Source organism: Lacibacter sediminis, assembly GCF_014168535.1.
GTDB classification, from domain to species: domain Bacteria; phylum Bacteroidota; class Bacteroidia; order Chitinophagales; family Chitinophagaceae; genus Lacibacter; species Lacibacter sediminis.
Genome location: NZ_CP060007.1, coordinates 2,242,758 through 2,263,879, shown reverse-complemented (window position 1 = coordinate 2,263,879; position 21,122 = coordinate 2,242,758). Strand labels below are relative to the sequence as shown.

Sequence of the window (21,122 nt, the reverse complement as noted above, 5' to 3'; positions counted from 1 at the left end):
ATCACAATAGAATTACGTAAATTGTTAAACACAAACCATGAAAACATCAGTACAATTGAATAAGAATCTGTAATCTTTTTTGAGCAGACCTGTGCAGTACTGAAAATGTAAAATGATGACAGCTTTAACCAAACAAAACAAACCGGTTATACTCAGGCAACTGGACGGTAATGATCTTGATCGCCTGCTTGCTTATCTCCATCAACTAAGCCCGGCAACGGTAAAGCGTTTTCAGCCACACTCTTTTCATAAAGAAGAAGTAGTGAATTTTTATCATCATCACGAGCATGAAGCATGGGTAGCTGTTGATCCATCATCTGAAAACATCATTGCCTATACAGTTCTGAAAAAAGGCTATCTGCATCATGATTACCCACGCTTGCAACAATATGGCGTAGATATTTCCTATGATCATTGTTATACCATTGCTCCGTCGGTTACAGACGAATGGCAAAGTACGGGTGTTGGTCAACTACTATTTAACAACGTACTTACAGAAATGAAGAACAGAAATGTGAAACAGATCATTCTTTGGGGTGGTGTGCAAACGGATAACTATAAAGCTGTTCGTTTTTATCAAAAGAACGGATTCCGTTCCCTCGGCCATTTTCAATACAATGGCTTAAATGAAGATATGCTCCTCCAGCTTATTGATTAGTTTGTAAAACTGAATCCATTTTCTTCTTATTTTCAGTTTCAAATCATCAACTACATATGCATGCAGGTCGCCAGTATTCACTGAAAGAATTTCTTGTCTGGACAAGAGATGAAATATTCAGACTGTTTATAATTTCTGCTATCCCTACGGTATTGTATCAATTATTCGATTGGCATTGGCTGGCCATTCCATGGGTACCGATTGCGATGATTGGTACCGCTGCCGCTTTCATAGCGGGTTTCCGAAATACACAAACCTATAGCCGCTTGTGGGAAGCAAGACAGATCTATGGCTCTATTGTAAACCTGAGCCGTGCATGGGGCATGATGGTGAAAGATTACATAAAAGATGAAGCCGCACACAAGCCAATTATTTACCGGCACATTGCGTGGTTAACTGCACTAAGGTTTCAATTGCGTGAAACAAGAGCATGGGAGAATACACAGAAGCGATACAACATCGAGTATAAACGTTTTTATATTATTCCTGAATGGCAAAGCAAAAAAGAAGATGAATTGAAACCCTTTTTAAGTGATGAAGATTTGCTGCATTGTCTGCAAAAGAAAAACTGTGCTACACATCTTATTAAACTCCAGTCAACCCATTTAAAAGAGTTACACGAAAAAGGACAGCTTGATACGCTTTATCATATTGAACTGGAAAATATGCTGGTGAATTTATATGAACAGCAGGGCAAATGTGAGCGTATTAAGAATTTCCCTTACCCACGACAATTTGCATCGATCAATTTATTTTTCATTCGCCTGTTTACATTTATTGTACCGTTTGGCTTGTTGAATGAATTTCAAAAACTGGGCGATGTTTATGTTTGGTTGAATATTCCGTTTAGTTTAATTGTGGCCTGGGTGTTTATGAGTCTTGAACGTGTAGGCGAAGCCACAGAAAATCCGTTTGAAGGCAGTGCGAATGATGTGCCTATTACTGCATTGAGCCGCACTATTGAAATTGATCTGCGTGAAATGCTTAACGAAAAAGAGCTGCCGCCGCCTGTAACTCCCGTAAATAACATACTGATGTAAGTAAAGCTACCAGGTTGTTTTTCCCATTTTTAAAAAGGCTTTCCCTATTTGCATTTTTGTATGCAATAAGAAATTATTTTGCATCGTTATCTCATTGATTCGATACCCTCCTTCTGCACTGTAAAACCGTTTCAACTGCTTTATTTAAACAAAATATGCTATGAAACTTTTTACATCAGTACTATTACTGTTTACAGTGCTTATAATGGCCTGTTCAACCAATTCAAGTCCGGCCGCATCTGTTCCGGAAACAACAAACGCAACACCGGTTGTTTACAAATCCACCGCTTCATCAACTACAAATGTTGACAAGACCGGCATTCGTCCCATGCAAAAATATTACCGACCTGCAGGTACAGCTACAGGAACAGTTCGCATTATCATTGACAAATCTGATTTTGAATTGCGTGTGTACGACAGCAAAGGATTACTGGCTGCATACCCGGTTGTATTTGGTCTGAAACCGTTGGAAGATAAATTTATGCAGGGCGATCGCAAAACTCCCGAAGGCTCGTTCAAAATTACCTATGCTAAAGAACATCAACTATGGAGAAAGATGTTGATGCTGGATTATCCAACAACAGAAAGCATGATCAAATACAAACTCCGCAAAAAGAATGGACTTATCCCTGCAAATGCAAATGTTGGTAACGGGATAGGCATTCATGGTGTTGAAAGAGGTAACGATTATTTTATTGACCGTTACTACAACTGGACCAACGGATGCATTTCACTCAAGAATACACATATTGACGATCTTGCCCGTTATGCACAAACAGGTACGATCGTTACTATTCAGAAATAAATGCTTAGTTGATATTGCACAGATCAATTTCATCCATTGATTTAGTGCTAAGGATAACTTTGTTGATCACCTCTTTCATGTTATAGTAAACGATCATGATGCCAAAGGCCATTTGATACGCTTCCCAATTGGCATCTTTCATTTTAGGATTACCAAAGCGTACAAACAGATCATCTCGTTTGGCACCCAAAACCGGAACACTGAATTTTCCTTTGAATGCATCTGTGATCACTACATAATCACGTTGTACGTAAAAGCAGATGCCTTTATCGTCGTAATAAACACCGCCACCACAACCTGATTCGTTTCCTTCTTTATCGGCTGAAGTAAAGCATGGTAGCTTGGCTTTGATCTGTTCAGGATCGGCATTGGGCTTTGCTTCATTGATCCAGCCTTTGTACACATCAACAGTGATAACGCCACAATCTGGCTTTGTTTTTAATTGGGCTGTTGCCGCAGAACCAGTCAGTAAAACTGCACACAGAAGAAAAGCATATTTCATAGTAACTAATTTAAGAATGCTGCAAATCTCCTGTATAAGTCTCAATTGAACAAATGAAGCTTTACGCAATAAGGGTTAATTAGTAGTGCAGAGATCTATATCATCAGTTGTTTTGGTACTGATGATCACTTTGTTTACAACGCCTTTTGCATTGTAATAAACGATCATGATTCCATAAGCCATTTGATAGGCTTCCCAGTTAGCATCTTTTAGTTTGGGATTACCGAACCTTGTAAACAATCCGCCTTTTTTAACACCCATTACAGGCGCTGTAAATTTCCCTTTGAATTTTTCGTTGATCACAATGTAATCACGTTGCGTATAAAAACGAACACCTTTATCATCCAGGTAAACCCCACCACCACAGGTAGAGGAAGGCGCTTCTTTTTCGGAAAAAGTAAAACAAGGAAGCTTTGTTTTTATTTGCTCAGGATCGGCATTAGGTTTGGTTTCATTGATCCAGCCTTTGAATACATCAACCGTTAAAACCCCGCAATCAGGCTTTACTTTTAATTGAGCTGATGCTGCAACACCAGTGATCAGGAATACAAGCAGAACCGCAGTCTGTCTCATAAAATATTTTTCTTTATTACTGCAAAATCCCTGCTAAAGTTTGTTTTACCCAGCTTTCTTTGCCGGCAACAGGAAATTTTTATCTTCACGGCATGTTTTTTCTGTTATCGAAACTTCTGTCCATTTTTATTTCGCCCTTTAACTGGCTGCTCATTTTTGTCCTGATCACTTTTTTTACAAAAGACCAGCAACGAAAACGCCGACGGCTTATTTTCTGCATCAGTTGGTTCCTGCTTTTTTCAAACCCATACATCATTCATAAACTTTCGCTTAGCTGGCAGGAAAAGCAAAAAATATTGACTGCAGGTGAAAAATATGAAGCAGGTATTCTACTGGCAGGTTTTGTTTCGTTTGAATTTAAAAGCAAACAGGGTTTTTACGGCGGCGCAAGCGATCGTTATATACAGGCCGTTCGTTTATACAAACTAGGGCACATCAAAAAAATATTGATTACAGGTGGCAGCGGAAGTGTGTTACGACAGGAATATAAAGAAGCGGATTTTGTAAAAGAAGAATTGTTGTTGATGGGCGTTGCGAAAGAGGATATATTAAGCGAGAACCAAAGCCGCAATACTTATGAGAATGCTGTTTATTCAAAAAAACTACTTGATTCATTGCAGTTGAAAGGTCCTTACCTGCTCATAACCTCGGCGATGCACATGAAACGTTCGCAGCAGGTGTTTACAAAAGTGGGATTGAACACCGTTGCTTACCCCTGCAACTTTACGTCGATCAATAATCCGCAGCTATTCTGGGAATCTGTTACACCGTCGCATCATGCATTTCAGGGATGGGATAATTATTTGAAAGAAGTAGTTGGGTTACTGGTGTATAAGATGACGGGCAAAGCTTGACAAAGACACAAGGTTCAAGGAAGAAAATCCAAAAAACAAAATCCAAGGAACAAACCGCAAGCAGGGACCGACTTACAACTTAGAACCTTGAACTTACAACTTTCTTGTCTCCACCGTATGCATCTCCCCTAACTTAAACAACACTTCTTCCAACCTGTTTTTAGGAATACTGATCTCAACATCACAGAATAAATTCTGCTCTTGTTTTATAACAGTGCAATTGTATTGTTTTACTATGATCATTACATCGTTCATGCGTGTATAATCAAAGTGCAATTGATAGTTCACTTCAATTTGCTTTTGAATGATGGGCGTTGTTTGCAAAGCCAGCGATGTAACTGTTCTGTACGCATTGATCAAACCTGGCACACCTAACAAAGTGCCACCGAAGTATCGCACCACAACCACCAGCACATTGCAAAGCTGCTTGCTGTCGATCTGTCCAAGAATGGGCCTGCCTGCACTGCCTGATGGTTCTCCATCATCACTCACACGAAATGTATTGCCATCAACACCTAACCGATACGCAAAACAATGATGCACCGCTTTTGGATGTTCTTCCTTCAGCAACTTCATCTTTGCTTTAAAATCATCAACCGAAGTTAGCGGGTAAGCATAGGCCAGAAAACGACTACCCCGGTCTTTAAACTCGGCTACAACAGGTTGGGCAATGGTATAATAAAATTCTTCGTTCATGTAGTGAATAGTCAATGGTGAATTGTGAATGGGAGTTTAACAATGAGCAACGTTATCCATAGGCAATTAATGCAATAGCAACAATGGATAATACAATTCCCATCCAGTTAAGTTTGGTCAATTTTTCTTTGAACATTAAAAATGCCGCCACCGTACTGAATAACACGATGCCCATATTATTGATGGGGATGATGGCAGAACTGTTTCCTGCAAATGCTTTCAACACACCCATGAGGCACCAGATCGAAAAATAATTCGGTATACCAATGATGATTCCTGCAAGAACAGCTTTTGGTTCAAACTTTATCCGTCCGCTTGCAAACAGGAAAACTAAACTGATAATTCCAATAGACGCAGCTGCTGCAAATGCACTGATGAGATATGCATTTTGATTTTCTTCGTTGATATAAGTTGTTTCAACATATTTGATCATTGTATCGAGCAAACCACTGGCAACAAATAAAATCACCGGCAAAAGAAAATAGGCTGTCTTTACTACTTTGCCGGAAGGTTCAACATGTCCGGGTGCTGGCCAGCAGGTAAGCACTACTGCAATCAGTGCTGCAACTACACCAACTATTTTAAAAATTGTGGCTTCTTCGTTATACAGGTAAATGGAAAACAAAAAAGGTATTACCAGCGACAACTTATTTCCAACTGATGCAACAGCTACACCCATTGTTTGTGCAGTCTTGGCAATTACATTGAACAATGAAATAAATATAGTGCCCATCAACATGGCCCAGCGAAACCACTCCTCGCCCATTACATCTTTGTTAATAGGAAAAGTTCCATTCACAAAAGAACCTGTAATAACACAGGTAATATAGTTAAATACAATTGCCTGGAATGTATTGATGCCAAACTTCTCAACAAGCTTAAACGACAATGTTAACCATGAACTGAAGACAATACTACCGAGCAACAATAAAAGCATATTACAATGAGTGATGAGTAATGAATGATGAGTTTATAAAGTATCCAATTCTATCTGAACCGATAAGTTGTTCGCCTGTTTGTACGGAATTGATCAATTGTGGTGCTGTTAATCCATTATCGACAGTTAGTTGATCGTTGGTAATGATTCTTGCTTCATCCCACAAACCGGCAGCAATAAAACTTTGCAGCAGTTGCGCACCGCCTTCCACAATTACGCTGTTAATGTTGAGTTGATATAATGCATTTAATAAAGCAGGAACGGTTTCGGCATTTGGCAATTGATAGTATCGCACATTCACTTCTTCACTATTTTTTATTGAATTAAAAATGATGGTTTTTGCTTCATCATTAAACAGTTTTAATGTATTCGGTAACCGCAATTGTTTATCCAGCACCAAACGAACAGGTTGTTTGCCGGGCCAGTAACGGTTGGTAAGTTGCGGATCATCAAGCAAAGCAGTATTTGTTCCTACAAGTATAGAAGCTTCTTCACTGCGCCATTGATGTACCAAACGGTTGGTCATTTCATTACTGATCAACAATCGCTCCGACGATTTAGAAGCCATCATTCCATTCTTTGTTTGTGCCCACTTGAGAATGATATAAGGACGTTGCTGCCGGTGAAACGTAAAGAACCGTTTGTTGAGATCAATACATTCGTCTTTCAACACATCAACGATCACTACCACACCAGCAGCTTTCAGTTTTTCAATTCCCTTGCCATCCACTTCTTTAAACGGATCTCGACAACCGATCACCACTTTCGGGATCTTGTGGTTGATGATGAGATCGCTGCAGGGCGGCGTTTTACCAAAATGGGCACAGGGTTCGAGTGAAACGTACAAAGTAGATTGTTGAAATTTATCGGTCTGGCCGTTTTGAACAGCCTCACCTATACAATTTACCTCCGCATGGGCTTCGCCATACTGTTGATGCCATCCTTCGCCAATGATCTCGCTACCATGTACCAACACCGCCCCAACCATGGGATTGGGCGCAACCGAACCTGTGCCTTTACGGGCAAGTTCAATACAGCGTTGCATATATTGTTCGTCGGTGATCATCTGTAAGGCTGCAAAAATAGCGGATTCGGAAGAAGCAGGTAGATTTGCGTATGACTTGGCAGGAACAATACCAACACTTACGGGAAGCATTAACTGCTGTACATGAAATATCTGAAGCTGAAGCGATGGCTGCTTTAGTAGTTGAACATGTAGGTAAAAAGAAGTTGTATCACCTCAAACAAGAGAACATCCCAGCTGAAGAAACCCAAAAGATTGATCGCATTCTGCAACAATTGCTCACTCATCGTCCGCTACAATATGTATTGAACGAAGCCTGGTTCTATGGGTTGAAGTTTGAAGTAAATGAAACTGTGTTGATACCAAGACCGGAAACAGAAGAATTAGTTGATTGGATCATCAGGGAAGTACGAAATACGAAGTACGTGGTACAGGATTCAGCCTCACTCGCCACTAACTATTCACCACTCACCATTCTCGACATCGGTACCGGCAGTGGCTGCATCCCCATCGCTCTCAAAAAAAACCTTCCCGAAACAGAAGTCTCAGCCATTGATGTTTGCAGTGAAGCATTACACACAGCTACAATTAATGCTGTAAACAACGAAGCAGAGATCAACTTTCAATTGCTTGATTTTTTGGATGAGAGCAAATGGAGTGAACTAAGGAAATACGATATCATCGTCAGCAATCCACCCTATATCAAAACAACAGAAGCAAACACGATGAGTAAACATGTGCTGGAGTTTGAACCGCACAAAGCTTTGTTTGTACCTGATGTAGATGCATTGTTGTTCTATCGAAAGATCGCTGACTTTGCATTGCATCATCTAAAGTCAAACGGAGCTGTGTATGTTGAGATCAATCAGCAGTTGGGGAAAGAAACCGTTGAATTATTTCAGCAAAAAGGATTTACTGTTGAATTGAGGAATGATATGAGTGGGAATGAGCGGATGATAAAAGCATTTGTGAGCAGTGAAAAATAAATAGCACTAGGTTGTCAATCTGCAGTCACCTTAAATGCGATATTATTGGGTAATGCTATGATATTCCCTTGTTGATCTTTGACTTTAACCTCATCGAAAATCACACTATATCCTGCTTTTATTCTAGCCCATGCACTCAACAAGTAATCAGGAAATGTTGCCGACGAAATTATTGTGTAATATGGTTCGGCAAATTCTTTATCGACGGTTATGTAAACTACGGCACTAACCAAGTCCAGACCTGGAGTTAAACTGATTCGATCAATTTTTTTGAACATAGATACCGGAATATTTCCTGTATAATATCCGAGAAGATTAAAGCCATGTTCAATACCGTATCCATCATAAACAATTTTTTCAGGGGAAGTAACTACGATGTAGCTTTCCCTTGCAAGTAACATCTTTTTCCCTTCGTTAACATTGTAGGCAGAAACCACTACCCTGCCATTTTTTAAACTATCAACAAGATATATTTGTTTATCAGGGCTAAAAATCCTTCCCTGATTTACCGTGATCATCATCTGTTTTCTTACATTACTATCGGATACAACCGCTATTGCATTCGATTTATCAGAATACATTGTATCGCCCTTCGCATTATAAATTGAAACAGTATTATTTACAGTTTGCCCACCAACCGAAATAGCAGTAAACAATAACAAAAATGTAAGTGCAGACTTGCAAGAGTTATATGTGCATATAGGTATTCTATTCATCGGTAAGATGTATCAATTTTATCGGCGAAACTGCATTTGAATACTTCGTACTTTCAACTTCCCACTTTGTACTTTACTGCACTCCTTTCTTATCAACACTCATCACCGCCTTCACACCCAAGCGATCGGCAGCACGGAGAACTGCAGCAAAACTTTCAATGGTGGCGTTACGATCGGCATTGATCACAATACTTACTTCTTCTCCGCTGTTGCGTTTAGCGCTGATCATTTGCGAAAGCGTTGTATCCATCAGCAACGGATCAACAGGTTTGGAGCCAACATAAAAATGATTGGTGGCATCAATGGTTACCACCACCGTTTGCTTACTGCGGGTATTGCTTTTGGCTTTTGGCAATGATGCTTTGCGCACATTGGGGTTAGCCAGTGTTGATACAATTAAGAAAAACATCAACAGGATGAACAGGATATCGTTCAGCGCATCTGTAAACACCTCCGATGATTCTGCTCTTTTCTTTCTGAGATTCATGCGTGAGTTGGTTTAACGGGTTGGTTCCTGCAATACATCAAGAAAATCGGCAGCTGATGCTTCCATTTTATTCAATGCTTTCTCCACCTGCGTATGCAGAATGTTATGGCACAGGTAAGCGATCAAACCGATCACCAGACCACTGATTGATGTAATCAGTTTTGTGTAGATACCGCCGGCAATGGTACTCAGTTCATATTCGCCGGTGGCATTAATATTAAAGAAGAGTTGCATCAAACCAACCAGTGTACCCACGAAACCAAAGATGGGCGCCACTTTAGAGATCACGGAAAGGATGTTGACGTTACGCTCCAGTTTATACATCTCCAGCTGGGCCACATTCTCCATACTGTTCTCAATAGAATCGATGGGCTTGCCAATACGTTGCAGACCTTTATCGATGATACGTCCAACTGGATTTTGTGTGTTACGGGCAAAGTTGCGTGCTGCTGTTACGTTGCCGCTAAGGATATTATCACGAATGATGTTCATGAAATTACCATCCACTTCAGTGGCTTTTTTAATGGCCAGCCAGCGTTCAACAAACACATACACGGTGGCCACGCTCAACAATAACAAAGGGATCATGATCCAACCGGCCTGCATCAGCAGATCGATGAGATGCATTTCTTTTTTGGGTACTACCTGTGTTGTTGCTGCATTGGTTAAGGTATCAACTGCATTCTGAACCTGGAGAAGAAAGAAATTCATATCTGTTCAATGGTTTTAGTAATTGTCACATTCCTAAAAGGTTGCGACGGTCAAATGTAAATCTTGCAAAGCATCTAAACGTGCGCTTTCACTGTTTATTTTCCACAGTCAAATATGCGTCCATGTTTTAACGATTTGTGTTAGAGGAAAGCTAAAACAGAGCCGATAGTGGTTATTGGGTAGTAGGAAGTGGGAAAAGAACTCCGGCCCTTACTACTAACTACCGGCTACAGGCTATGGACTATCGGCTAACATTCAGCAGCTTCTTGCCTTTTGCTATTTCCCCCACTTCAACTACCTTCGCAGCCGATAATTTTCAAATTACTGCATTTTCAAATTTTCAAATTCTTTGTATGGCATACGATGTAATTGTTCTTGGTAGTGGCCCCGGTGGTTATCCTGCTGCTATCCGTGCTTCACAGCTTGGTTTTAAAGTTGCAATTGTTGAAAAAGAAAGCCTTGGTGGCGTTTGTTTAAACTGGGGTTGTATTCCAACCAAAGCCTTGTTGAAGAGTGCTCAGGTGTATGAATACATGAAACATAGTGCCGATTATGGTATTTCTGCCAACGATGTTAAACACGATTTTGGCGGTGTGGTAAAACGCAGCCGTGGTGTGGCCGATAAAATGAGCAAGGGTGTTAACTTTTTAATGAAGAAGAACAAGATTGATGTGATCATGGGTTACGGAAAAGTTGCCGGCAAAGGCAAACTGGAAGTAACTGCTGCAGATGGAAGTAAACAAACAGTTGAAGCTAAATATATAATTATTGCAACAGGTGGCCGTAGTCGTGTATTGCCTTCAATGCCCCAGGATGGTAAAAAGATCATTGGCTACCGTGAAGCAATGGTGTTACCAACTCAACCAAAATCTATGATCGTGGTGGGCAGTGGTGCCATTGGTGTAGAGTTTGCTGATTTTTATAACAGTATGGGTACAAAAATTACAATCGTGGAATTTATGCCACGTGTAGTGCCTGTTGAAGATGAAGATATTTCGAAAGAACTGGAAAAGCAGTTCAAGAAAAAAGGCATTGCTATTATGACCAGTGCTGAAGTAACAAAAGTTGATACGTCTGGTGCAGGTGTAAAAGCTACTGTGAAAACTGCTGCGGGCGAACAGGTACTTGAAGCAGACATTTTATTAAGTGCGGCTGGTGTTGTTGCCAACATCGAAAACATTGGATTGGAAGAAAACGGTATTAAAACAGATAAAGGCAGAATTGTTGTTGATAAATATGGTGCAACATCAGTACCCGGCATTTATGCAATTGGTGATGTGGCTCCCGGCCAGGCGCTGGCACACGTTGCAAGTAAAGAAGGTATCAATGCTGCTGAGCATATTGCTTACATGGAAAAGAAATACAACCACGCTCCTGAAGCAATGGACTACAATAACATTCCTGGTTGTACTTATTGCACTCCTGAAATTGCATCTGTAGGTTATACAGAAAAAGCAGCGAAGGAAGCAGGTTACGAAGTAAAGGTTGGTAAGTTTCCGTTCATGGCGAGTGGTAAAGCAAGTGCAGCAGGTAATACAGATGGTTTTGTAAAAGTGATCTTTGATGCAAAATATGGTGAGTTTCTTGGTGCACACATGATTGGTGCCGGTGTAACCGAATTGATCGCTGAAGTAGTTGTTGCACGTAAACTTGAAACAACTTATCACGAGATATTGAACGGTGTACATCCTCACCCAACTATGAGCGAAGCGTTGAAAGAAGCAACTGCTGCTGCTTATGGTGAAGCGATTGATATTTAAGAGTTTGAACGAGGAATAAAATTGATTTGATTCAAAAGATAAAAAAGCCCCGACAGAAATGTCGGGGCTTTTGATTTTCACTGATATTGAATCAACACAATAAAACATCCAGTTCCAGTTCAGTTTTATGCAATGCGCTTTCAAATGCTTCTCTCCCATTCAATGCGCAGGTAGTAAGATTGCGGTAGTAGTTTATTCCTTCCCGAAGATTAGTACAGAAAGAAGCAATGTATTTTTTCTTTTTTGCATCTTGCTCAATTGCTGCACGATCTGCCAATTGCTCACGGAGATAGTTCATATATAAATTCAGCTCGGCAATAAACATGTGCGGCCGGTTTTTATTTTCCATGATATTTTCACGGCCATAAATATGATTTGTCATCGTTTGCAATGAAACCACTTTGGAGAAATTAGCGATATTCGGGCCGGGACAAATTGTTACCGCTTCCAGCTTTTTTACAAAAGTTTGCTGATAGTTAATAGCAGCAGAGTTACTTAGACCAACGCATAAACATTCTTTATCCAGCACTTCCTGCACTTGCTTTTCGTATTCCGGCCCCGGAAGCTCAAGTGATTTTAATTGTTCCAGTTTCAGTTTCTGGTATTTTTTTGAAGCGGTGCAGATGGGTTCTTTGGTAAATTCTGTATTGAACGACAAATGTTTTTCAGTGCAAGGGCTGCCGGGATTTCCATTGCTGATCCTTGCTGCTTTTTCTTTAGCCGAACTTGTTCCTTTGAGGTAATGGAAACGCACACCCAACGGTGAGTTGCCACTCAGCACCACATCCTTTTCTTTTGCTGCACATAAGAGTTGCAGAGTTTCATCATCAACAGTTGTGGCTTCGGGCACTAACAAAAACGGTGTGCCCCAACCAGTGCTTTCAATACCATATTGCTGATGCAGAAAAACATCTTCTTCATATGTACCTATTCCACCCTGCACAGAATAAACAATTGCAGGCGCCTTTTCAAAACTGCGGTTATTCTTTTTCAGTTGTGCCGCATTATAAATTTCAAACAAAGAATTGGTCAGTTCTTCTTTCTTCGTTTTAAATTCCTCAAGAATTGGGCCCAACAAATAACCTTCTGTGGCAAATGCATGTCCGCCGCAATTCAAACCCGATTCAATTCTGAACTCACTTACCCAAATACCTTTTTTCGCTAAATATTTTCCTTGTATCAATGCAGAGCGGTAATCACTCACTTTTACAACCACTTTCTTAGTAAACACAGCTTCTTCATTTGCATCAAGCTCTTTGCAATGTTCAAGGTAGTTGTACAAACGTGGATTCATTCCTGCAGAAAAGATCACCGATGAATTGCTGAGATTACTTTTTACAAATCCACGTAGTGCAGCAACAGCGTCCGATCCATCTTCTACCAATGTTCCTTCTTTAGTGAATGTTTCTCGGTCAACTTTGGTCATGATGTTTACATCAATTGTACCGGGAACGATTTGCGAACGCAGATAACTTTCGATCTTTTCTTTTTCAGATTGATCATTTAACTTTATCATCTGCCTGTATAGTTGTTTCAACGCACTATCCTCCGGCAACATTTCAAAATACTTGATGATCTCCGAGCCTTTTTCAAAAGCTGCTGTTTTCAATTTCTCTACCTGCTCCTGCACAATTGCGTTTACAAGGTTGAGATAATCGGTAATTCGCTTTGCCCTGTAATCTTCTTCATGCACAGCAATAGGTGTGTAAGGAAGATTCGCTGTTTGATAATAATGACTACGCATCATTTCGATCAACCGGTCTTCCACAATGGAAATAACGGATGAAATGCCGAAGCGTGCAACTTTAATGGGACTATCAACAGTATATGCCAATCCCATTACGGGAATATGAAACCTGTGCGGAGAAGAATAATTCATGAGTTGAAATAAACAGACGAAAACCGGCCTGAAATTTTTGGATAGTGATGAATAAATAGTGGTTCGATTTGACCAACTTTTTTGCTAGCGCAAAAGTATCCTGTATGATCAGTAGTAAGGTTTTGAAACAACTGACAGTAAACTGATCAAAAGATGATCTTCGTCAGCTCAGTTTTAAACATCGGTGATAATTCACATCCATATCTACTAAACCCCGGAGAGACTTACTTCAACAGAATATTTTATCTTCCGTTTCAAATCACGTTTGCATGCAACCAAAACAATACGGCATTTTCTCCCTACCTGTTATCGTTGGCGCTTTAGGATTCTTTGTTGACATTTATGATCTCCTGCTGTTCAATATCACGAGGCGTTCAAGCCTCACTGAATTAGGCGTTCCTGAAAACGAATTAAAAAACATTGGTGAAAACTTATTGAGCTGGCAAATGCTCGGCTTAACCATCGGCGGTATTCTTTGGGGAATACTGGGCGATAAGAAAGGAAGAAAAAGTGTGCTCTTCAGTTCTATCTTATTGTATTCGCTGGCAACTGTTGCCAATGGATTTGTAACAGATGTTGAGCAATACCGTTGGATACGTTTTATTGCGGCATTAGGCTTAGCCGGTGAATTAGGCGCCAGCATTACCTTAACAAGTGAACTGTTGCCAAAAGAAAAACGAGGTATTGCTGCTGCTATCATTGCAACAAGCGGTGTGTTTGGCACCATCACTGCTTATTTTATTCATTACCTGAGCGATGAAAACTGGAGGCTCTGCTATTTTATAGGCGGCGGCATGGGACTGGCTCTTTTATTTTTGCGGGTAGGTTTTCTGGAGAGCCACATGTTTGCAGCTGTAAAAAAAGACAACACACCCCGTGGCAATTTTCTCATGCTGCTAAATAACAAAGAACGTTTTGTGCGTTACCTGCGGGCTATCACCATTGGCTTACCTGTTTGGTACATCATCGGTATCATTATCAGTTTTTCCGATGAGTTTGCCAAGCAGTTCGGCATTGCCGGTTTCGATCAACCAAAAGCATTGATGTTACAGTATGTCGCCTTGGTGTTTGGCGATATGGGTGCCGGACTTTTAAGCAACTATTTAAAAAGCCGGAAGAAAACATTGTACATCTTTTATGGTATTACTGCTTTCTTTATTCTGTTGTTCTTTGTTTTAAGAGGAGGCGGCAGTGCATTTAACATGTACCTCATCTGCATGGGGCTTGGCTTTGGTTCCGGTATTTCCGTTTTATATATTACGATGAGTGCCGAACAGTTTGGCACCAACTTACGGTCTACCGTAGCAGTATCAGTTCCAAATCTGGTGCGTGGTTTTCTGCCGCTGATGTTATTATTATTTCAGTTCTTACGAAGCAATGTTGTGTTTAATAACTATGTAACAGGCGCATGGGTCACAGGCGTTATCATTCTTGCCATTGGCATTTACTCCGTTAGTAAAACAAAAGAAACATTTGCTAAAGATTTAGATTTTGTAGAATTATAAAAAAATACAATTGCTAACTTTAGCTGATGCAAAAGCATTTAACCATTTTTCTCATTGTCAATTTTTTCATTACGGTATCTTTTACCCAAACAGCATTACCGCAGCAGGAGTATCTGAAGAAAAATGCCATTGTATGGAACAACCGCTTTGCCGATCCTGAAAAACTATTTGACAAGAGTTTGCTGAAAAATCAACTGTTCCTTATCGGTGAAGGTCATGGTGCGCAATATAATACCGAACTGCAATTTGACATGATCCGTTATCTGCAGAAAAAAACAGGCCTGCGGTTCATTTTACTGGAGTTGGGTTTTCTCGACCAGATCTATCTCAACCGTTATCTCACTACAGGCAATGAACGGCTTTTGGACAGCTTCTTTCATTTTCACCCGAATACATTCTACTTTAATAAACAATTGTTTCAGTTCTTTCAACAGTTGTATAGCTTTAATCAATCACTACCAGAAAAAGATAAACTGCAGATCATAACCGTTGATCTTGATTTTGCTTATCGTGATGCTCTTCTGTTTCTGAAACGGGAAGCACTTACTTCAATACCTGAAGATCATAAAAAGTTATTCATGGAGATGGACCCGGTGAATGATACAGCAAAAATCCTCATCAGTAAATTTGATGAAGCCTATTCCTTTTTCAACAAGAACAACATCAACTATAAAAAATGGCTTGGCAATAACTATGAAAATGTAAAACACCTGCTTGACAATATTCATCAACGGCTTTATATCGCAACCAGCAAACGAAATGACCTGCGTGATTCCGTGATGTATCAAAATTTTCTTTACGCAAAAGAACGCTACGGTATTAAGCAGAAAAAAGTGATTGGCATCATGGGCAGCTTTCATGTAAAGCAACAAGATGCTCCGGAAGACCCACGTTTTGCTACGATCTTAAGAAAACTAAATGCTGTGAACGGCATTGTATCATTTATGAGTGTATATAATGGTGGTGAAGCAATGCTGCCAAACAGAAACAATATTGTTGGTACAGACAATAAAAAGAAACCATTCATTAATGCAAAGATCACAAACGGTTCTTTATCCGGTGCTGTTAAAGAATTCAATCTGCTGGAACCGTTCTTTGATTCAAACAAAGCATATCTCTTCCATTTAAACAGGAAAGCAACTCCCTTTTCTCAATCAGATGAGTTTACGCTCAGCGAAGACCCAACCCTTGTTACAACTATTCAGCTTTTTCAAATCCTGATCCTGTATAATCAATCACCTGCCACTATTCCGTATAAAGAGTGATTCAGTAAAAGCGCAGCCGCATACACCTGTATTACGCCGTTACTAAGATTCTGTCTGTTTTCTCGCAGGCTATCTGTATTTTCCACTAATAAACCGCCATAGCGGCATCTCTTCACTTCAAACAAAATAATATGAGAAAACTCTTGCTCTTTTTGCTGGTAACCTCAGCGTTAACAGTAAAGGCACAGGATGAAAAAACTGATCTTGACATCATTAACAAGATTATTAAAGAAGGCACTGCCAATTCGCAGATCATGGATATTGCTTTTCATCTTACTGATGTTAGCGGTCCACGTCTCACCAATTCCCCCGGTTATTTCCGTGCAGCAAATTATGCAGTAACACAGTTGAAAAAATGGGGTGCCGATAAAGCAGGGTTAGAAGCATGGGGCGATTTTGGCCAAGGCTGGCAATTGAAGAAAAGTTATATTGCTATGACAGCTCCCTATTACAAACCGATCATGGCCTTTCCAAAAACATGGACACAAAGCACAAAAGGCTTGGTGAAAGCAGATGTAGTAGTGATCAATGTGAAAGACTCAACCGAGTTGGCTCAATACAAAGGAAAACTGGCGGGTAAAGTTGTATTGGTGAATCGTGTTGATGAATACAAACACAGTTTTAAACCTGATGCAAATCGTTATACAGACGATGAGTTAAAAAAAATGGCTGATTTTAAACCTAATCCGCAACCGCAGGGTCCCGGTGGCAATCAGCAAAACTTTGCAAGGTTTGGAGCAGCACAACGTTTGAATACGCTTATCAAACAGATGATCACCGAAGAAGGAGCTGCAGCATACTTAACAAGCAGTCCTGCATCGCACGACGGAACAATTTTCGTACAAGGCCCTGCAGGTAATCGTGTTGATTTCACCAATGGCAAACCTTCTGTTCTTGAAATAGCTGTTTCGTTTGAAGATATCAAGACCATCAACCGATTGGTGAATATGGGCACAACTGTTTCATTAGATCTCGATGTACAATCGGAGTTTACAGGCAGCGATGTGAAAGGTTATAATGTAATTGGTGAAATAAAAGGTACTGATCCGAAATTGAAAGATGAAGTAGTGATGCTGGGTGCACATCTCGACAGCTGGCAAGGTTCAACCGGTGCAACAGACAATGCAAGCGGCTGTGCAGTTATGCTGGAAGTGATGCGCATTTTCAAAACATTGAATCTTCAACCAAAACGCACAATTCGTATTGCGCTTTGGAGTGGCGAAGAACAAGGTTTACTTGGTTCACGTGGATGGATCAAAAACAATGTGGGTGATCGTGTAACAAAAGATGTAAAACCGGAGCAGGGAAAAATTTCTGCCTATTACAATATTGATAACGGAACAGGTAAGATTAGAGGTGTGTACCTCGAAGGTAACAGCGCCGTGCAACCGATTTTTGCAAAATGGCTGGAACCATTTCATAGTGTAGGTGCTTCTACCCTCACGTTGCAAAACACCGGCGGTACTGATCATATTTCATTTAATGAATTAGGTATTCCCGGTTTTCAATTCATCCAGGATGAGATCGAGTATGATACACGTACACATCACACAACTATGGACAGCTACGATCACTTAGTACCAGATGATCTGAAACAAATGGCCACCATCGTTGCAACTTTTGTTTACAATACAGCTCAACGAGCTGAGAAATTACCCCGGAAAGAAATGCCGAAACCAGCACCGGTGAGACAATAAAAATCTCATAAAACAAAAAAAAATGGTCTTGTTGAAACAAGACCATTTTTTATTTAACCAAATCAAACTATCAATCAACAGAAACAGATTAGAGTTTCACAAACTTGTGCATCTTAGCAACCCCACCATCCTTTTGCTGCACTTTTAAATAATAAGCACCTGGTTTAAGCGTGCTTACGTTCATATTAAGATTGTTACCTGAAAAATTCTTTTGTTGTAGTACTGCACCCGACATATCGTAAATAACTGCCTGCGCATTCTTTACTGCTGCACCTGTGTACAAATTCAATTCATGTTGCGCTGGGTTTGGATAAAAGCTCAGTTCAGAATCAGTCTGTTTAGTCTTAACTAAAATAGAAGAAGAGTAAGCAACTGAATGATCTTTCTTCATGATCCTTATTCTGTAATTGTAACCGGTAGCCTGTGCTGAAAGAACGTCTTCAATTGAGTAAACTGTTTTGTTCATGTCGGCATTAATTTCCGTCACAGTTACATAATTTGAATTATTGATGCTTCGTTCAACAACAAACCTGCTCGCTGAAGAAAGCATTTCATCCTCCACTTTCCAGCTAACAATAGCTTTATTGCCACGAGCGTTTCCGTTGATCTCTATTTTCGTATCAGGCAGAATTGAACAACTACCCGATGTGTATACTACCTGGATAGTGTCAACTGCATAAACTTCGCATCCACTGAATAAACGTTGGGCAACATAATAAATACCGGGACCGCTAATGTCGATTGCTGTGCCACTTGCAGGGTTAGTTGAAATACTGCCATTTGGTGTACTCCATTCATAAATAGAGGAACTAACCGGGTTATTAACAAAGAGTGTACTTACCGGGTTGTTAGGACACAATGCAGGAAAATTAGAAGACGCAGCAACAGTTGAGGCTGCAGGCAATGCTCCAAAATCGTAGGGACCCATAAAGTCCTGCAGATTTGCTGTAAATGATGCAGATGAACGTGATTTAAAGAAAACAGAATTAAACAAAGGCGAACATTGTCCCATACCTAAAGCTGTATACAATGAAGGATCTAAACCAATACGTGTTAAATTAATTCCTGTTTCAACAAACTGCAATTGATCAAAATTTGAAGACCAAATTCTTTGTGTATTTGTCGAATTAAAGGTGGTGGTACCCCATGGTGTAGCATAAGTAGTATCTGTAAGACCTAAAGCACTGTAATTAGATGTACCTGCACCAAAGGCTGTTGTGTTTGCGTTTGAAACAATTTGTGCATAACCATAACTGCCGCCGGATGGCATATCGAAATTCGAATTGAAATTAAAGAAAGCAGGATTTACTGTACTATACGTTGCTGAAGAAACCCAGATCCTGATATCGAGTATTGGGGCAGCACCAGGGCTGAATGTGGCAGAAATGATCAAATCGCCAGTTTGTATAATTTGACCACTGGCATTAAATTTCCATTCTGAGTGACCACCTTCAGTTCCACTTGTACTGAATAAACCGGTCGTGCTGTTATACACACATGATTTTTTGAAAAGTTCAATATCATAATAACGAGAACCTAACACACCCAGCGTAGAGATGCCAAAATTCATCCATAAAGAATCACTTGGGGAACTCCCATCTCTGCGTAAATGTGCAAACCCGTCGATCAAATCATTTTTAGGTGGGATTGATTGAGTACTTACATTCCAGCCGGTATTAGGGTTGTCTGCATTTTTTGCGGCATTACCAAAGGTTGTGCTGTCGTAAGTGTAAGTAGAACCAACTATGCTACCTGAATAATCTCTTACATACAAACCATCAACCCATATTCTGCCATTCACAACAGTATTATTCACCACATTCATTCTACGACTGAAAGAAATATTATCACCTGCCATCAATCTTGTTCTAAAAGCTGATGCACCGGTTGTGTCAATTACACCTTTCCCGGTTCCCGGGTATGAAGCTGGTAAAAACCAATCGTCATTATTGTAGGCAAGGAGTGTTGTGGTACCAAATTTTGCATAGCCGACTTTTGTATCGGCATCGATCGTAAAATTGGCAAGTGTACCACCATTTGATAATTGTGCGTTAACAACGGAGCTGTTAATTGCAAAGAAGAAAAGTACGGGTAAAAAATGTTTCATAAGTACAGATTAGAATTACTGAATTCTTACGTGTTGATACGATGAACAACTAGTTGATATACGATTTTTTCTTACGTAATCAGCAACCTTTCGGTTTGTTCATTTTAATCGAATCCCGTAAATACTTATGAAACTGAATAAGAGAAAACTCTGAGGAAATATTCATTTTCATTGGGATTGGATAGATATAAACACTTACTAATTCGATGTAAAACTAGTAAAATTCGTGGCGAGGTAAATAGACAAACTACTTGGTAAAAATACGAATAGTGTGTAAGTAGTTGTTTCCCTTTGCGTTATTCGATTTTTTTATTCCAATATTTCCTTAACTGTAAATCATGATGCTTGGGGTTTGTTTAAACACAACGTTTCACGTTAACTTCACGGCCTTAAACAAACTAAACATTGCACTTAATTAAAATGAGCAAACGAACGAACTATATATCCTGGGATGAGTATTTTATGGGCGTTGCCCTTCTTTCTGCCAAGCGAAGTAAAGATCCGGCGACACAGGTAGGTGCATGTATTGTCAACAACAAAAACAAAATTGTTGGAGCTGGTTATAATGGTTTACCTGCCGGTTGCGACGACAATGAATTCCCATGGGATAAGCAAGGCGATTTCCTGGAAACAAAATATCCTTATGTATGTCATGCAGAGCTGAATGCCATTCTTAATAACATTGGTATGGATCTGCACGGTTGCAGAATCTATACCGCCTTGTTTCCTTGTAATGAATGTGCGAAGGCAATTATTCAATCAGGTATTACAGAAGTAATTTATCTGTCAGATAAATATAATGGCAGCGATACTTCATTAGCATCAAGGCGCATGCTTGATACTGCAGGTGTTCAGTATCGTAAAGTTGAAGTTCATATCTCTAAAATTGAACTGTCGTTTGAAGAGAAGGACGTGTAATT

General features: G+C 40.0%; 20 protein-coding genes. 10 read left to right on the top strand and 10 right to left on the bottom strand.

The window, feature by feature from the left end; genetic code table 11:
• Positions 1-112 precede the first annotated feature (112 nt).
• The 3 genes from H4075_RS09710 to H4075_RS09700 all read left to right on the top strand — a co-directional run bounded on the left by H4075_RS09710 (position 113) and on the right by H4075_RS09700 (position 2,503).
• Positions 113-658, top strand: coding sequence for a GNAT family N-acetyltransferase (locus H4075_RS09710; protein WP_182806310.1), 546 nt, complete (start codon positions 113-115; stop codon positions 656-658).
• A 56-nt stretch (positions 659-714) separates the two neighbouring features.
• A complete protein-coding gene (locus H4075_RS09705; RefSeq protein WP_182806309.1) occupies positions 715-1,698 on the top strand; it encodes a bestrophin family protein in 984 nt (327 codons plus the stop codon).
• 160 nt (positions 1,699-1,858) lie between these two features.
• On the top strand, positions 1,859-2,503 hold the full coding sequence (locus H4075_RS09700; protein WP_182806307.1) for a L,D-transpeptidase family protein: 645 nt from the start codon (positions 1,859-1,861) through the stop codon (positions 2,501-2,503).
• 4 nt (positions 2,504-2,507) lie between these two features.
• On the opposite strand, the gene H4075_RS09695 is transcribed toward H4075_RS09700, so the two are convergent.
• A complete protein-coding gene (locus tag H4075_RS09695; RefSeq protein WP_182806305.1) occupies positions 2,508-3,005 on the bottom strand; it encodes a hypothetical protein in 498 nt (165 codons plus the stop codon).
• A 75-nt stretch (positions 3,006-3,080) separates the two neighbouring features.
• Positions 3,081-3,578 (bottom strand): hypothetical protein, encoded by a 498-nt coding sequence (locus tag H4075_RS09690; RefSeq protein ID WP_182806303.1) that lies wholly within the window; start codon positions 3,576-3,578, stop codon positions 3,081-3,083.
• A 92-nt stretch (positions 3,579-3,670) separates the two neighbouring features.
• Between H4075_RS09690 and H4075_RS09685 the strand changes: the two genes are divergently transcribed.
• Complete coding sequence (locus H4075_RS09685; RefSeq protein WP_182806302.1) at positions 3,671-4,432, top strand: YdcF family protein; 762 nt, start codon at positions 3,671-3,673, stop codon at positions 4,430-4,432.
• Between the two features lie 93 nt (positions 4,433-4,525).
• On the opposite strand, the gene H4075_RS09680 is transcribed toward H4075_RS09685, so the two are convergent.
• The 3 genes from H4075_RS09680 to ribD are packed head-to-tail and all read right to left on the bottom strand — an operon-like array spanning position 4,526 to position 7,131.
• Positions 4,526-5,128, bottom strand: coding sequence for an IMPACT family protein (locus H4075_RS09680; RefSeq protein WP_182806300.1), 603 nt, complete (start codon positions 5,126-5,128; stop codon positions 4,526-4,528).
• A 52-nt stretch (positions 5,129-5,180) separates the two neighbouring features.
• Complete coding sequence (locus H4075_RS09675) at positions 5,181-6,065, bottom strand: EamA family transporter (RefSeq protein ID WP_182806298.1); 885 nt, start codon at positions 6,063-6,065, stop codon at positions 5,181-5,183.
• Position 6,066: 1 nt separating this feature from the next.
• Entirely contained in the window at positions 6,067-7,131 is a 1,065-nt protein-coding gene (ribD, locus tag H4075_RS09670; protein WP_182806296.1) for a bifunctional diaminohydroxyphosphoribosylaminopyrimidine deaminase/5-amino-6-(5-phosphoribosylamino)uracil reductase RibD, read from the bottom strand.
• Between the two features lie 50 nt (positions 7,132-7,181).
• Between ribD and prmC the strand changes: the two genes are divergently transcribed.
• Complete coding sequence (gene prmC, locus H4075_RS09665; RefSeq protein ID WP_182806638.1) at positions 7,182-8,075, top strand: peptide chain release factor N(5)-glutamine methyltransferase; 894 nt, start codon at positions 7,182-7,184, stop codon at positions 8,073-8,075.
• Positions 8,076-8,089: 14 nt separating this feature from the next.
• Here the strand turns inward: prmC and H4075_RS09660 are convergent, their stop codons facing one another.
• From H4075_RS09660 to H4075_RS09650, 3 genes are all read right to left on the bottom strand, one after another.
• On the bottom strand, positions 8,090-8,791 hold the full coding sequence (locus tag H4075_RS09660) for a hypothetical protein (protein WP_182806294.1): 702 nt from the start codon (positions 8,789-8,791) through the stop codon (positions 8,090-8,092).
• A 73-nt stretch (positions 8,792-8,864) separates the two neighbouring features.
• On the bottom strand, positions 8,865-9,278 hold the full coding sequence (locus tag H4075_RS09655) for an ExbD/TolR family protein (RefSeq protein WP_182806292.1): 414 nt from the start codon (positions 9,276-9,278) through the stop codon (positions 8,865-8,867).
• A gap of 12 nt (positions 9,279-9,290) precedes the next feature.
• A complete protein-coding gene (locus H4075_RS09650) occupies positions 9,291-9,989 on the bottom strand; it encodes a MotA/TolQ/ExbB proton channel family protein (RefSeq protein WP_182806290.1) in 699 nt (232 codons plus the stop codon).
• Positions 9,990-10,342: 353 nt separating this feature from the next.
• On the opposite strand from H4075_RS09650, the gene lpdA reads away from it, so the two are divergent.
• The gene (gene lpdA, locus H4075_RS09645) at positions 10,343-11,749 is read left to right on the top strand and encodes a dihydrolipoyl dehydrogenase (protein WP_182806288.1); all 1,407 of its coding nucleotides are present in this window, start codon (positions 10,343-10,345) and stop codon (positions 11,747-11,749) included.
• Positions 11,750-11,840: 91 nt separating this feature from the next.
• Here the strand turns inward: lpdA and H4075_RS09640 are convergent, their stop codons facing one another.
• Positions 11,841-13,628: a hypothetical protein gene (locus H4075_RS09640; RefSeq protein WP_182806286.1), complete on the bottom strand. Its 1,788-nt coding sequence runs from the start codon at positions 13,626-13,628 to the stop codon at positions 11,841-11,843.
• A 269-nt stretch (positions 13,629-13,897) separates the two neighbouring features.
• Between H4075_RS09640 and H4075_RS09635 the strand changes: the two genes are divergently transcribed.
• The 3 genes from H4075_RS09635 (at position 13,898) to H4075_RS09625 (ending at position 18,095) form a co-directional block, all read left to right on the top strand.
• A complete protein-coding gene (locus tag H4075_RS09635) occupies positions 13,898-15,133 on the top strand; it encodes an MFS transporter (RefSeq protein ID WP_182806284.1) in 1,236 nt (411 codons plus the stop codon).
• A gap of 26 nt (positions 15,134-15,159) precedes the next feature.
• Positions 15,160-16,398: a TraB/GumN family protein gene (locus H4075_RS09630; RefSeq protein ID WP_182806282.1), complete on the top strand. Its 1,239-nt coding sequence runs from the start codon at positions 15,160-15,162 to the stop codon at positions 16,396-16,398.
• A 131-nt stretch (positions 16,399-16,529) separates the two neighbouring features.
• On the top strand, positions 16,530-18,095 hold the full coding sequence (locus H4075_RS09625; RefSeq protein WP_182806281.1) for a M20/M25/M40 family metallo-hydrolase: 1,566 nt from the start codon (positions 16,530-16,532) through the stop codon (positions 18,093-18,095).
• An 88-nt stretch (positions 18,096-18,183) separates the two neighbouring features.
• On the opposite strand, the gene H4075_RS09620 is transcribed toward H4075_RS09625, so the two are convergent.
• Entirely contained in the window at positions 18,184-20,202 is a 2,019-nt protein-coding gene (locus H4075_RS09620) for a T9SS type A sorting domain-containing protein (protein ID WP_182806279.1), read from the bottom strand.
• Positions 20,203-20,622: 420 nt separating this feature from the next.
• Here H4075_RS09620 and H4075_RS09615 point away from each other — a divergent pair, with 420 nt between their 5' ends.
• The gene (locus H4075_RS09615) at positions 20,623-21,120 is read left to right on the top strand and encodes a deoxycytidylate deaminase (RefSeq protein ID WP_182806278.1); all 498 of its coding nucleotides are present in this window, start codon (positions 20,623-20,625) and stop codon (positions 21,118-21,120) included.
• Positions 21,121-21,122: the final 2 nt, after the last annotated feature.

Coding starts and splice junctions, on each gene's coding strand:
- H4075_RS09635 (WP_182806284.1), top strand. CDS start 13,898: ATGCAACCAAAACAATACGGCATTTTCTCCCTACCTGTTATCGTTGGC.
- H4075_RS09650 (WP_182806290.1), bottom strand. CDS start 9,989: ATGAATTTCTTTCTTCTCCAGGTTCAGAATGCAGTTGATACCTTAACC.
- H4075_RS09700 (WP_182806307.1), top strand. CDS start 1,859: ATGAAACTTTTTACATCAGTACTATTACTGTTTACAGTGCTTATAATG.
- H4075_RS09710 (WP_182806310.1), top strand. CDS start 113: ATGATGACAGCTTTAACCAAACAAAACAAACCGGTTATACTCAGGCAA.
- H4075_RS09690 (WP_182806303.1), bottom strand. CDS start 3,578: ATGAGACAGACTGCGGTTCTGCTTGTATTCCTGATCACTGGTGTTGCA.
- H4075_RS09615 (WP_182806278.1), top strand. CDS start 20,623: ATGAGCAAACGAACGAACTATATATCCTGGGATGAGTATTTTATGGGC.
- H4075_RS09695 (WP_182806305.1), bottom strand. CDS start 3,005: ATGAAATATGCTTTTCTTCTGTGTGCAGTTTTACTGACTGGTTCTGCG.
- prmC (WP_182806638.1), top strand. CDS start 7,182: ATGACTTGGCAGGAACAATACCAACACTTACGGGAAGCATTAACTGCT.
- H4075_RS09675 (WP_182806298.1), bottom strand. CDS start 6,065: ATGCTTTTATTGTTGCTCGGTAGTATTGTCTTCAGTTCATGGTTAACA.
- H4075_RS09705 (WP_182806309.1), top strand. CDS start 715: ATGCATGCAGGTCGCCAGTATTCACTGAAAGAATTTCTTGTCTGGACA.
- H4075_RS09685 (WP_182806302.1), top strand. CDS start 3,671: ATGTTTTTTCTGTTATCGAAACTTCTGTCCATTTTTATTTCGCCCTTT.
- H4075_RS09625 (WP_182806281.1), top strand. CDS start 16,530: ATGAGAAAACTCTTGCTCTTTTTGCTGGTAACCTCAGCGTTAACAGTA.
- H4075_RS09620 (WP_182806279.1), bottom strand. CDS start 20,202: ATGAAACATTTTTTACCCGTACTTTTCTTCTTTGCAATTAACAGCTCC.
- ribD (WP_182806296.1), bottom strand. CDS start 7,131: ATGATCACCGACGAACAATATATGCAACGCTGTATTGAACTTGCCCGT.
- H4075_RS09655 (WP_182806292.1), bottom strand. CDS start 9,278: ATGAATCTCAGAAAGAAAAGAGCAGAATCATCGGAGGTGTTTACAGAT.
- lpdA (WP_182806288.1), top strand. CDS start 10,343: ATGGCATACGATGTAATTGTTCTTGGTAGTGGCCCCGGTGGTTATCCT.
- H4075_RS09640 (WP_182806286.1), bottom strand. CDS start 13,628: ATGAATTATTCTTCTCCGCACAGGTTTCATATTCCCGTAATGGGATTG.
- H4075_RS09630 (WP_182806282.1), top strand. CDS start 15,160: ATGCAAAAGCATTTAACCATTTTTCTCATTGTCAATTTTTTCATTACG.
- H4075_RS09660 (WP_182806294.1), bottom strand. CDS start 8,791: ATGAATAGAATACCTATATGCACATATAACTCTTGCAAGTCTGCACTT.
- H4075_RS09680 (WP_182806300.1), bottom strand. CDS start 5,128: ATGAACGAAGAATTTTATTATACCATTGCCCAACCTGTTGTAGCCGAG.